The 12,726-nt window shown below is 40.8% G+C and carries 11 protein-coding genes and 1 pseudogene; 3 read left to right on the forward strand and 9 right to left on the reverse strand.

Annotation, left to right across the window (positions count from 1 at the left end):
* Positions 1 to 649: 649 nt before the first annotated feature.
* The 8 genes from cas6f to CWB99_RS22835 form a co-directional block, all read right to left on the reverse strand.
* Positions 650 to 1,243 (reverse strand): type I-F CRISPR-associated endoribonuclease Cas6/Csy4, encoded by a 594-nt coding sequence (gene cas6f, locus CWB99_RS22805; RefSeq protein WP_138553614.1) that lies wholly within the window; start codon positions 1,241 to 1,243, stop codon positions 650 to 652.
* Positions 1,240 to 2,262, reverse strand: a complete 1,023-nt coding sequence (gene csy3, locus CWB99_RS22810) for a type I-F CRISPR-associated protein Csy3 (protein ID WP_138553615.1) — start codon at positions 2,260 to 2,262, stop codon at positions 1,240 to 1,242. The genes cas6f and csy3 overlap by 4 nt, the downstream gene beginning before the upstream one ends.
* On the reverse strand, positions 2,262 to 3,542 hold the full coding sequence (locus CWB99_RS24690; RefSeq protein ID WP_249332066.1) for a type I-F CRISPR-associated protein Csy2: 1,281 nt from the start codon (positions 3,540 to 3,542) through the stop codon (positions 2,262 to 2,264). The genes csy3 and CWB99_RS24690 overlap by 1 nt, the downstream gene beginning before the upstream one ends.
* Before the next feature lie 2 nt (positions 3,543 to 3,544).
* Positions 3,545 to 4,312 carry a hypothetical protein gene (locus tag CWB99_RS24695; RefSeq protein ID WP_249332068.1) on the reverse strand — a complete coding sequence of 256 codons (768 nt, stop codon included), beginning with the start codon at positions 4,310 to 4,312 and terminating at the stop codon, positions 3,545 to 3,547.
* A gap of 3 nt (positions 4,313 to 4,315) precedes the next feature.
* Positions 4,316 to 5,494: a TniQ family protein gene (locus tag CWB99_RS22820; RefSeq protein ID WP_138553616.1), complete on the reverse strand. Its 1,179-nt coding sequence runs from the start codon at positions 5,492 to 5,494 to the stop codon at positions 4,316 to 4,318.
* A 65-nt stretch (positions 5,495 to 5,559) separates the two neighbouring features.
* The gene (locus tag CWB99_RS22825) at positions 5,560 to 6,936 is read right to left on the reverse strand and encodes a nucleotide-binding domain-containing protein (RefSeq protein WP_138553617.1); all 1,377 of its coding nucleotides are present in this window, start codon (positions 6,934 to 6,936) and stop codon (positions 5,560 to 5,562) included.
* Complete coding sequence (locus tag CWB99_RS22830) at positions 6,924 to 7,490, reverse strand: Pycsar system effector family protein (protein WP_138553618.1); 567 nt, start codon at positions 7,488 to 7,490, stop codon at positions 6,924 to 6,926. The genes CWB99_RS22825 and CWB99_RS22830 overlap by 13 nt, the downstream gene beginning before the upstream one ends.
* Positions 7,468 to 7,791, reverse strand: a complete 324-nt coding sequence (locus CWB99_RS22835) for a helix-turn-helix domain-containing protein (protein ID WP_138553619.1) — start codon at positions 7,789 to 7,791, stop codon at positions 7,468 to 7,470. The genes CWB99_RS22830 and CWB99_RS22835 overlap by 23 nt, the downstream gene beginning before the upstream one ends.
* 209 nt (positions 7,792 to 8,000) lie before the next feature.
* On the opposite strand from CWB99_RS22835, the gene CWB99_RS22840 reads away from it, so the two are divergent.
* The 3 genes from CWB99_RS22840 to CWB99_RS22850 are packed head-to-tail and all read left to right on the forward strand — an operon-like array spanning position 8,001 to position 11,888.
* On the forward strand, positions 8,001 to 9,254 hold the full coding sequence (locus tag CWB99_RS22840; protein ID WP_212748539.1) for a metallophosphoesterase family protein: 1,254 nt from the start codon (positions 8,001 to 8,003) through the stop codon (positions 9,252 to 9,254).
* Positions 9,247 to 11,010 (forward strand): ATP-binding protein, encoded by a 1,764-nt coding sequence (locus CWB99_RS22845; protein ID WP_138553621.1) that lies wholly within the window; start codon positions 9,247 to 9,249, stop codon positions 11,008 to 11,010. Before CWB99_RS22840 ends, CWB99_RS22845 begins: the two co-directional genes overlap by 8 nt.
* Positions 11,010 to 11,888 carry a transcription elongation factor GreB gene (locus CWB99_RS22850; protein ID WP_138553622.1) on the forward strand — a complete coding sequence of 293 codons (879 nt, stop codon included), beginning with the start codon at positions 11,010 to 11,012 and terminating at the stop codon, positions 11,886 to 11,888. The genes CWB99_RS22845 and CWB99_RS22850 overlap by 1 nt, the downstream gene beginning before the upstream one ends.
* Here CWB99_RS22850 and CWB99_RS22855 read toward each other — a convergent pair.
* Positions 11,889 to 12,677: pseudogene (locus CWB99_RS22855) on the reverse strand (TniB family NTP-binding protein); the annotation flags it as partial.
* Positions 12,678 to 12,726 lie beyond the last annotated feature (49 nt).

Raw genomic sequence — 12,726 nt, forward strand, 5'->3', positions numbered from 1 at the left:
CGGATCTATTAAACCACTACAACTCAACTCTACTCAACAACCACCAAGTTGGAAACAAGTACATTAAAATCAACCTTCAAAAAAATGTTTCACTCAGCCTTCGTTTACTAGAAGTGCTCCTGTTGTTTCAATCACCAACTAAAGTTAATGTATTGAATTAACCTTAGTAAAAAGCCCCAGTATATTCTGGGGCTTTTGAATTGGCCTCTGCCTTTTCGGCAGTTATATGTCATACGATGTGGTTGTTTACTTCCAGGCCTAATTTCAGCTGCCTATGCGGCAGGTCACAATTACACGTAATTCAGGTTCAAAAGCATTAAATTTCCAGCTGCCTATGCGGCAGGTCACTCTTATTACCCCGTGGCCTTGCGTTTATCATGATTTCCAGCTGCCTATGCGGCAGGTCGCTCATTTGTGCCAGCTTGGTATGACTTTATCCAATTTCCAGCTGCCTGTGCGGCAGTTCACTCATACGCGCATTGGTCGGCATATTCTTTAGGATTTCCAACTGCCTATACGGCAGATCACTATTAAAGTTAGCTTAAAACTTTATAAATTCCACACGATTACCCTAACTTTTGACAGATAACCTTTCTTTCATTTCCCTATGTAACTCTTTGATATACAGTACTCCAAAAGCGAACGATATTTAAAAGGCAAGTAAGGGAACACTGCCTTTGTGTTGTTCGTTTGTTGCAAAACCATAGCTGTTAAAGGTGTTTTGTATTGAGTCTGTCGGCTCTAACCTTAGATGCAGTACAAAGTCGTTTTGATTGCTTTTGCTGGCTATGGGGATTTTATGAAATGCGCTAATTTCTGTGTCGGTCGGTACGTACTGCGGAATATATTCTTCACCACGAGCTTCGGCTCTGCGTTTTGCGCGCTCCATTCGGCGCCGTTTTTCGCCCATACATAACTTATCCAGACTGTAATCACGGATAATGCGAATTTCAGTGGCGTCAGCTGGTACTGGCTTTATGGCAGATATTTCAAATAGCTTGTCGTGGGCCATCATTTCAAAGTAGTTTTGCTGGCTTAGGTTTTTAAGTATGGTTTTATCTTCACTCACAAAAGCTATTTGATTACCTAGGTGTTTGTCGGTCCATTTAGGGAAGCTTACGCCAATGTGGTTGCAACTTTGTTTGTTCATAAAGCCATGCAATATACCAATGCAACGACCAGCTAATAGCGATACATCGCAATTTTCCGGTAGGTAAGTAATAACGAAATATGATCGGCTCATTCTTTGGTCCTTTGGAATAACCCGCCTTTGATTAAAACTGCTGCTATGTAGTGAATATGGCTGGCTTGCTCATGGTTTTTTAGGCCGTTTTGCTCCATTTCTTTTACGTATAGCGCCACTTTTTTTAGCAGTGAATAAAAGTCTAACCGATTGCTTGGTGCGCGTCTGGCAATCACGTTTTTGTAGTCGGCCCCGTATTCGTGAGTTCTTAACCGCTTGTTTGCGTCTTCATCATACCAGTCATCAATCATTTGAATAGCAGCCCCTACCTTTTGTGAGTGAAAGCAGGCTGCATCTTTACCCGCTACTTTAGTGTAAGCGTAAGTTCTTGCTATGTCATCGTGTTCTGCAAATGATTGGCTAGGATAAATCTCTTGGCCAAAGTAGGTGTCGAGCTTGGCGGTTACTTCTAAAAAGCAAAAGCTATATGGGTCCTCTAGCCCTGTTTGGATCACTTCTGTGATAGTATGCAGTGCATCTTCAGCCTCGCGCCATTTGCCATCCCAGCGTAAACGATTTGCTTTGGTGATGCTGATAGGTTCAAACCCTTCGCCAATTATCTCTAAATCTACATTGGGTGATGTTTTGTTTCGCCATAGCCACTCACACATGAAAATGTTTTTAGCGTAGCGCTTTGCCAACTCACCAAAGCCACCATGTTGTTTGTAAGTGTTCATAAACCGTGTTAGCCAGTAACTTACTTTTGGCTCACCACATACGTTAGGTTCTAGGCTGTTTGCTTCTACTCTGAGTGAAAACCGGCAATAGAGTTGTTGCACGGTGGGCGGCACATAGCAAAGCTCTATGGTGTGCGGACTACCAAACGCCAAATCTTGCGGTGCAAGTTCTTTGGGTGTGGCTTCATTTTTATAGGCTTCGGCGAAGCCTGACTTTTGACCTCGAATTTTTTGTCGTTCTATTTGTAGTGGTTCAAAATCGCTTTCGGGGGTTTTATAAAAGAACACCGCCTTACCTGGCGAGAGTGAGCGGGTGTATGAGAGCTGGCGCGGGAGTTTCATTAGTCGTACTCAAACTTGGCTTTTTTCATAAGCATAGATGCTTTTTTGCAATGCATGGCCCAAAACCCGTGATTAAAAAAATGCCTAGCGCCAGATAGCCGAACTGTGACCGCATCTACACATTCAAGCAACCCAATAACAGGCTCAACATAGCAATGTAAATGGGTGATTGAGCCTTGCCTTGGCTTTGGTTCTTCAAGGGCTAAGTAACCCAGTGCAGCTGGCCGCATAGTAGGTCGCAGTGTTAACTGCTCAGCCAGTTCATCAAAACAGCTTACCTCGACCGAAGTTGGATAAAGCCACGAACCACCTTTAGGTAACGAGCGGATACGCTCAAATAATGCCAATGGTTTTGCATAAACTTGGCACCAATCAACTTGATCATATAACGATGGTGGATGGAGCGTGCCACCCGCATAGCGCGATGGAAATGCCGCTTTCAGCAGATTTTCAGACAAATCTTTAGCGACAGCTTGATTGTTCGTTTGCACCCTAAACACTAAGTCAAAAGATATGTCGCACTTAGGTATTTGCATAATTGCCGAACGCAGCGGTACACGCTTTTGACCGTCTTTATTGAGTTTGTCGGGCTCTGGCAACTGCTTTTTGTTGTGCAATTGATACGAGCGAACATACACGGCCACACCAATCACATGTACACCACCGCCTAAGAGCTTTTGCAGCTTGCGTTGGAATTGATGCCCCAAACCTTCAAGCGCGGTGATTGACGGCATACCCATTAGGTAAGGATTCGGCATTGCCTCGGCGTTGTAGACTCGCAAATTTTGACAATGCACGTACTGAATATGCTCCGCCTCAAATTCATCTGCTTGGTTATTTTGATGCGATAGCACATAGCTAAGTTGTGCTTTTAAAACAGGCATTAGTTCTGGGTGATAAGCGTAACGCTTTAAGTATTTAAGCGCACTCATTTGCCTGTTTAGCTCTTGGCTTAAAACAAGCTCTAATTGTTTGTATTCCTGCGTGGCTAAAAGCTTTACAGGCTCTGGAGCTGAGTCATTTATCGCTTCACTCTGCGCCAGTTTGATGAGCTTTTCTAACCATCCATAAAGTGCTGTTCGTAACGTCTTAGTTGCAGCAATACGTGCCAAGCGCTTTTGCCTAAGCGTATTAAACAGCTTTGACTTTGATAGCACCAGCAAAGCCTCACTCACTGTTTTGCTATTTAATGCCGACATATTAAAAAGCCGTTGTTCGTCTTGGCTGTAATAGTCGTTAACGGTTGTAGCACTGTAAGTTTTGGCAAAGTACTTAAGCACGTTTACTCTGCCGCCCAGCGCGCCTGGCAACTCTCCCACATTTGCTGGGCGATTGTGTTCAATGATCCCATATTTAAAAAACCGCTTCGCGTTGCCATTTGCAGCGCAGCTAAAACGCAATGGTTCACAACGGGGGAAATACTCAAGTAGTCATGTTCAATTGGAATAAGTAACTGAGGGGTGTAATTACTAATTTGCTCGGGCAAGTCTTCACTAGGGAGCTGTGCGGCTATTTGCTCACACACTGCTACCACATCCTTTTTTAACAAACCAAGCTCTCTAAACCGCGCTACCCAAAAGCCTTCTTGCTCGGCAAGCAGCTGTGCCAAACACACATATTCACCACGCCAAACAAAGCCAGTTAAAAACAACTTAGCATGATTGATTTTAGCACTGTTGTGCGACCAGCCAAATTGCGTCGGGTAACTGGCACTGCTGACTACCCTAAGCCCATCATCAACCACATGCGCCAATAACCTTTGGTGGCTAACTCGAATATCAGGGTACTTTAAATTATGAGTGTGATACCACTTCACTTCATCAATACAGGTTTTAAGGTGTTGCTCATCACGCAACGCGGCTTTGGCGACACTTACACTCGTTAAATCTTTAATGTCTTTTCGCTTGTAAGTCAGGTTAATTAAAGTCACCAACGCCTGAGGTTCACTCCCTGTAATATCAACGTGTTCAGAGTATGGTGCAAATGCGGCTCGTAGCGTTTGGGTAAGCTCTTTGCTTGAGATATTTTGAAGTAGTCTGTGCAGTTCCATTGATCACCATGGTGGTACAAATGGTTGTTGATTATTAGGTATGTTCGGTGCAAAAGACTGTTGTAGTTCAATGACCTGCCTAAGGTAAAACACATTATCGCTCGGCTTTAAAAACGTATTTTTTTTGGGTGGTTGAGCTGCTGCTAAAAAGCCCTCTTCGTACAACCTAAACACTTGCTCAGTACTTGTGCCAAGAAGTACTGCGGCATCGAGCATTGAGAGTAGTAGATCACCTAAGTTTGGGTGCTTTTTCTTAGGGTTTTGCTCAACGAGCTTGATTAAAAATGCAATGATGGCCAACTGCACCGTGTTATAGCCTTGTGAGCCAGTGCTGGCCAATTTGCTGTCTTTAAGCAAGCTACCAAATACGTCACGAAATGGCGTGTGGTTGAAAGGCCTCAACTGTTTAACTATAGCAAGTTCAACGATGTTACTTAGTTCATCCTCAAACCCGTTGAGCCAGTTAGAAAAGTAGCTGACAAACAGCTCACTGAACTCATCGTCATCAAAACTGATTGATTGTCCCTGGCTAAACCAAACCAAAAGTCCAACGAGCTTTGCAGCAGCATTACCTGCAAGCGCATTTGCCAATTTTAAATCTGCTTGGTTTGCCTTTGGGCCTTGCTTGATGGCAGCACCACATTCACACTCAACAAACGCCTCAGACGCTCGGTAATCAATTTCAGCATCACATTTCCCACATATTCTGGTTAATTGCTGATTGTGCTTGTGACAGGCTTTATAGGCTCTTAAATGCCAGAGGTAAGGTATGTGCGTATCTTGCTTTAAACATTCAGTGCAAACAGGTATGCCAGACTTGCGAAGCAACTGACGAGGCACCAATAACCCACCACGAGAAACCGCCGTGATAGCGCCAAACTGTGTATTGCTGCGAAGCCAACATAAGTTAAGCACCTCAGACGCTTCAACCCCTGCTAACTGCGCAACCAACCGCAGCGCTCGAACCCGAAAGTTACTCGATTGCGATGCCTTATACACATCAACCGAATGCAACTCGTTTGGAAAAGCCCCCTCCAGGTCGTGATCTCGTGTAACCAGCCAGTCCCACAAAATATCAGCCATATCAGCAAAGCCAAGGTAGCCATTGTCTTGTGACAAACGAAGCAAGTAGCTTTCAATGGTTTCGTCGGGATAAGGAGTTGTTTGAGAGAGGAATTGCATTTCAAACCTAAACTAAGGAAAACTTAGTTTAGGTTTAGTTCAAAACGGCAATTAGTCAATACTATTTAAGACTCTAGAACCGGATCACCAACGAAGATTGAAAAAGTTCTTTCCGGTATTAACACCTTCTTTTTCTCATTGTCAATGACACTAATATGCATAAAATGAAGACCCAAAAAATCTGCGCTCTCAAAATGCTTTGCTTTATATCTGTTCTCACCTAGAAGTGTAGGAACCACCTTTGTATCGTGATTACAGTAATCAACTCCCTCTTTCTCGCCTGCTTCTTTTGCTTCTCGTCCGGTGTTTTCAACACGAAACTTAACTTCGACACCTTTGGAATTACTATCCTCTAACTCAAACTCTACCTTGAACTCGATTCCAAGCGATGTTTTTATTACTTCTGAACATGGGTAGTAATTAAACTGTGCAGTTTCGCCGTCTTTTTTTAGCACAGCTCTAATATTAAGTGTTTCATTTCCATTATGCTCACTAGGAAGCAAAGATAAATAGTTATCATGGTTCAAAACAAATTGTTTGTAGTTAACTTTTTTACCGTCTGCGTCTGTGTAATTTGGCTCGACATAAATTTTGCTAACAGACTGACCATTTACATTTACTTTTTTGGTTTCTAGTATTTTATCAGGTAAATCGAGGAGCTCTTTTATGGACTGTCCTAACAAAACTCTATTTCTTGGAGCCTGCTGCTGTAATTTAGCAGCGATATCTACAAAAAATGACGTTGCAGTTACTTCTGAGTAATTGGTGTAACCATACATGCCCCAGAGAACGCTTTCCTTATCGCCATAGTCAATGCCGATCCTAATCCCCACATCCTTTTCGACGCCACTTTGAGCAAATCTGGGCTTTATGTAACTTTTCATAAACTCAACAATATAAGTACCACAATTGATAGCATCAATCGCTGAGTTTCGGGCCATTCTATTTGTTCTAAAAAAAGCAAGAACTGCGTCGCCCATAATACGGTGAACATGACCACCAAAAGCTTGTATTGTTTCTATGGCACACCTTATGATAGTGTTCTTAATAAAGTAAACAACTTCAGGATCATAAGTAACTCCTAACTTAGTTGAACCTTTGATATCCAAAAAGAGAGAAACCACGAAGCCGTTTTCTAATATACCCGGAGTATCTAGATGATTAAAATCAGGATGACCACCAATTTCGCCATCATCTTGATAAGTTTTACCAAATGCAGTGCATATAGGCTTTTTAACACCAAACTCCTTATTAATTAGAGTTGTAGATTTCACTACATCAGCTTCAAGAGATGCATTAATACCTTCTCTTAACGCTTCTAAACCCGCATCACGTGCTGCAGACTTACTTCTAAAACCAGATTTTGTCCTCTGAAAATCATGACTAAAACCCTCATCTAAACGCTGTTCTAGAGACCCGTAAATTCCTTTTAATTTAGACATAGTTTCACTCCTGCACTTTCACCTACAACTAATACAGATAAAACAAAGAGCGCGCATAAATTACATTTAGTGAATGAAGAAGCCTTACCAATCAACTCAAACTTAGATTTGGTTATTTTGGCTACTTCATAGACTTGCTCCGAAAGGTCATCAGTCAATTCTTTTTCATTAATGTCATTAAACGCGTTTGCGTACTCTTGAGAGGAACTATTTTCTGAAACCGCTCCGAAGTAAATCACAGACTTTACAGATAAACTATTTTCTTTTGATAAACGAGGAGTTATGCTTTGAATTACAAAGAACACTCCCAGCAAACAAAGGGTTGCAATTATAATTAAATTCAGTGGTATCAAATATATGTAGGCTCCCGTGACATTCAATAACTCACCCGACTTCAATAATACCCCAGCAAAAACCCCCATGTTGAAAGTTGTAAGTAATCCTGACTTAAAGTTTATAGTCGATATGTAAGAATCGTACCGTTTAAGAATGTCCCACAGGTCTGATTTATCTGGCTCGCTTTTATTCTTTTTATTTTCCAGGTTTTTTTCCATTAAGCATCTCCTTTATATTTAAAATTATCGCCTGCTTCTCATCTTTGCCTAGTTTACCGTATATTGAAATGAGATCGGCTAATTGATCATCTTCACAATAAAAATAAGCTACAGGCACTCCCAACTCTTCTGCTATACGCTTCATGGTTGTAAAGTCTGGTGCATGCTTACCTTTTTCGTACTGGTTCATTCTTGCACTGGCCGTATTGGGCTCCATACCTAAAGCAATGCCCAACTGCTGTTGCGTGTAACCAGCAGCTTTGCGTGCTTCTTTTAGGCGTAAAGGCGTTGGTGATTCCATGAGTACCTTAGCTACTAACTTTAATAGCTAAGATTCTCTTAGTATAGCGCCCACTTTGGTACTAAGGAATACTTAGTTTCAATAACTAATGCTTAGCCTAATTGGGCAGTGCTGGCGTAAAAGCTGTAAACAAAACGCTAATTACTTCCTAGGTAATGTAAAATAAGCTAGCATAGTGGTGTTATATATGTGTATCAAATGGAGAGTTGATGTCTTCGAATGTTCTAAAAGTCGCTGTTGTAAGTGACCTTCACTTCGCAAATGCAGATAATGTTCCGAACAGCGATAATCATTCATGGCTGACGTTTAATGCTGATGGCTCATTTAATAATTCATTTTGGGAAAATCTGTTATCAAAGATAAAAGCGGATCACGTACGTGCTGACGTTCTTGTATGCCCAGGCGATATTACTACTAATGCTGAGCCGGCAGCACTTGCATTCGCATGGGAGAAACTCAACCTTTTAGCTGCTGAATTGGGTTGTAAGATACTAGCTACTGCAACCGGCAATCATGATGTTACGAGTAGACTAACAGAGCTCGAAAACCCCATTCGAGATCTAGACAAAGATGGAAGTTTAGTCGAACATTTAAAGTTACTGTCCCCTAATTACCCTCTAGTTAACCTTGTTGAAAGCGATGAGGAAAAAGCCCACAACCAAAGAGTGCATTACTTCGGTTCTAATTTTTTAGTGCATGATGAAAATGATAAGTACCGGCTTATCATATTGAATAGTTGTGGTTCACATACCTCTGCACAGGCAGATTATGAGAGGGGTTTCGTATCTGAATCAACACGAGTATGGTTAGATGAACACTTAAACAAGATAAAAAGTAAACAAAACAAGAAGCTTGGCATTCTAGTTTGTCATCACCATCCAATTCTTCACTCAGACCATAACTTGGGAACCTATGACTTCATGAGCGGCGGTAGCTTGCTGCTTGATATGCTCAACAAATATGGTAATTGGATAATCATACATGGCCATAAGCATCACGCAAAGCTCACCTATCATACGAGTGGCAGTAAAAAGTCCGTAGTATTCGCAGCAGGCACTTTAGCTGCTCATAAAAAATCGCTAGGGACTCATTTTGCTAATCAGTTTTATATTATGAATGTCGAACTAGATAAGCAAAAAGGAACCCCTCAAGGCACATTAGATGTATATTCGTGGCAGGCTAATTCATGGTCACTTTCAAAAAGAACGAGTGATGGAATATACACAGGAGTTGGATTTGGAGATGTAGGTTGCTTGGAAGATTTAGCTGAGAAAATCGCTAATTCTCTACCACCTTTGGGCAAAGCGGAGTGGCAAAATATTGTGGATCAACATGATTGCATGAAATACTGTGTCCCACAAGATCTCAAGTACTTGGAGTCCCACTTACGCGAGCGATATATTGACATAATTAAGTCCGCAGATAGTGAAATAGAATTTCTGGAGAGGTCAAAAGGTGAGTAATAGTTTTATAGCTGAAGCATTTAATGCTAAACATCTGAAAGATGAATTCATTGCTAAGAGCTTTGTACCCTCTCAGTTGTTTTTTCAAACTGCTAAATATGGCCACACAATATTGGTTGGGCCTAGAGGGAGTGGTAAAACAACTTTCCTAAGAATGCTTAGCAATAGCATGGGCCCACACTTGAAAACCAACTACCTATTAGAAAGCCTCGAGCATACTCATTATGAAGGTATATATGTGCCTGGGGATTTGGTATGGGGAGAAATGATGAGGTCTTTATCGGAGGCTGGAATTGACCAACAAACGGCAGAGTCTTTCGCATACTCGGCGTTTGTTACCCATATTCTTTTAAATGTTATCGAGAGTATTGATGTATACATAAATCGAATTCAGTCTACTAAATTCGATATCAACGAAGACGATTTTTTTTATTCCTTGAGTAGCATATGTAAGTTGTTAAAGCTGAAGCCAGAAAAAGTTTCGCTTTCTAGAATAAAGAGTGAATTGATACTCGTTTTAAGCTCTTTGGGTGAATATTCTCGTTTTTTAAGCATCTATGGTACTGAGAAGTTCTCAAAAGAAGAATTCGAGAAGAAAGCTCTGTACGCATACATTGATTTACCTATGACATTAGATTCAATTTTTAATTTTATCGACGATGCACTAAATAGGAAAGAACAGCGTTGGACTATTCTGCTTGATGAGTTTGAAATTGCCCCCACATATTTGTTACTCAAGGTCTTGAATAGCATGCGCTCTTCAGCAAAAAAAGTTACTTTTAAAGTAGCCCTAGTACCTTGCGGTCTTCACCAAGAAGTTCAAAACGAAATTAGTTCCATTAACGACTACACCGTTGTTGAGTTGTGGTACATTCGAAAAGGCGATAGCGATAAATTTTGCCGAGGATTACTCAGATCTAGGTTTAACATTACCTTTCCTGAAAAAAAATTAGGAATGGCAAAGTACGGTATTACACAAAGTGGTAATGCCGATAAGTGGATTAATGCGTTTGATGAGTTATACAGCAAAGATTTGTCTTTCAAAAAGTACATAGATGGAAAAAAGCTGGATTATCGCAAAGAACTTACTGAAGGAAGGGCATCTAGCACTGTTCGAAAAATAGCTCCATTGGTCGCCTTTAGAAATGCTTTTATCAATCAAAAAGGGAAACGTAAAGGGAGGAAAGCCCCCACAGAGTTTTATTCTGGTTGGGACGCAATATCAACAATCAGCGAGGGAAATCCAAGGTGGCTACTTTCCGTCATGAGTCCTTTTGCAGAGAGTGAAAATAAGATACGTGATACTGAACAAATTAGAGAAGTAAAAAGATCAACTAGCTCTTATTGCGCGATGCTCAAGACTCTTCCCATATGCAACAACATGGGACTCAACACTAAGCAACCTGTATTCAAACTACTAGAGCAAATTGGGACGTACTTTAACTACTGCCTAATTGAAGGTGACTTTAAAGTCTCTCCTCCAGGTACTTTTAAAGTAGATAAAAATATACCTGAGGACATGCAATCGGCCCTGATGATAGCATGGAACTTTGGGGCTATTGTATCAGTTGAATCAAGCATCACATTTGGCACCTACAGTAGCTTAGAAGGTATGAGGTTTAGATTATCTCATTTACTCTCGCCTGAGTTTGAGTTAAATCTCGCGACAGGAAAAGCTGTCAACCTTTCAACAATCTTGGATTTTGAAACCAACGCAAAAAAAAGAATGACCACAGCGCAAGGAGATTTATTCTAATGTTCAAAAGCTATGTAATTGAAATCCTTGGCTCAGTGCATGACGATGATGAATTAATTAAAAAGCTACAACGCTCTGATTTTATTATAACCAAAAAAGGAAACACACGAGATGTAGTGTCATACTTTGGTGGACGTATCAATCCTTTAAAACAAATTATCTTTGACTGCTTAGACACTGGATTGATAAAAGAAAAGCTCAAAGCTCTGTGGTCTAATGGAAAAAAAATTACAATTTCCCTTGATATATCTTTAATAGATAGGAAAACACTGGCAGAAATCATATCTATCATTGGGAAAGCAACCCTAAATTCACCTATTCAAATTCTACTAATTTATTCTTTGGCCAAGTATACTCCTCCTTCAGGAGAGTACGTTATAAACTCTTCAGTAAAGCCTGTTTCTCCATTTTTTTCAGGATGGGCTCAACGTCCGGGTTTACCGACTCTATCAATTGTTGGTTTAGGTTATGAGAAAGATAAGGCACTAGGTGCAGTTGAGTATATAGAGAGCTCTGATAACTTTTTATTTTTTCCACAATCTGCAGAGAAAGAATATTCAAGTGACGTTGAGGTAATGAATGAAGCTCTTATCAAGAGCGCAAAAAGTAAAGAGTTAATGAAGTATAACGTCGAACAGCCTACGGATACATTATATTCTTTGGACTCAATATTAAGTTCAGTAAAAAATAAATATAAGGTGGTTCTATTTCCATTCGGGCCCAAGATTTTTTATGCGTTATCATTATTAGCTGCAATTATCCACCCGGAGGCTTCTGTATGGTATGTGAGCGGAGAATGTGGAGATAAAGACTCCTCACAAGATCGTGAGATCTCTTCTATGACAGGCTTTGAGTTTACAATACAAATAAATTCATAATCACTTCTTCAACAACTGCACCAGTGGCACTTTCTTACAAAACTGGGTATCTATAAATGGGTCTTCATCTTGAGGCCCATCAGGTTTAAACGTGGAGTACTGCTCCACCTCACAGCCTTGAATTTTATTAACATTCATCTCAAATACATTGTCGAGCTCTGGCCGCCATGCCTTAAACGCAGAACTTAAACATTGCTTGTTTAGTGTTACAGCATCGCTTATTAGCGCTTCGGTAAGTGCTGAGTCTAAGAAGTTTTTCAGCTTTCGAAGGCAGCCATTTGAAATGGCAAAAAGTGATAATGCGATACCCAAATCCTCAAAACGAGGCTTGTCTGAAAATGGCAGTCGAATTGCAAACCCTTTAAGAACACGAATAAATAGTTGAAGCTCTTTTTTCTCTGATATTTTAAAGTAAGGAATAAAGCGGCGAATAAAAATCCGTGATGACCACTGAGGTTCATCAGCTATTTGTTCTATCCAAGGCATGCCGACTAATACAATTGAGATCCCTGCTTTTTCATTGATATATTTAAACTGATTCGCAATGTCTCGGCGCTTTCTACCTTGGTTGTTTTCAACAAGCTCCTGGAACTCATCAATAATAATTAGCTCTGTACCTGAACGCTTTAATTGCTCGACTAAGCTTTCAGCGAGCGCTATTTCATTGCCATGTCTAAGTCGTTTGCTAGATTTAGCACCAAACTGTCCAAGGTCGTGCAGCAACTGCTTTAAGGTGGATTCAATTGATGGGTTGCTCGGTATTCGGCTCAGCAGTACGGGGACTTTCCGCCTACCGTCAACAAAATATGGTGAGTTGTGGCGTTGTTTCCTAAATCAT

The sequence above is a fragment of the Pseudoalteromonas rubra genome (genome assembly GCF_005887095.1).
GTDB lineage: Bacteria > Pseudomonadota > Gammaproteobacteria > Enterobacterales > Alteromonadaceae > Pseudoalteromonas > Pseudoalteromonas rubra_E.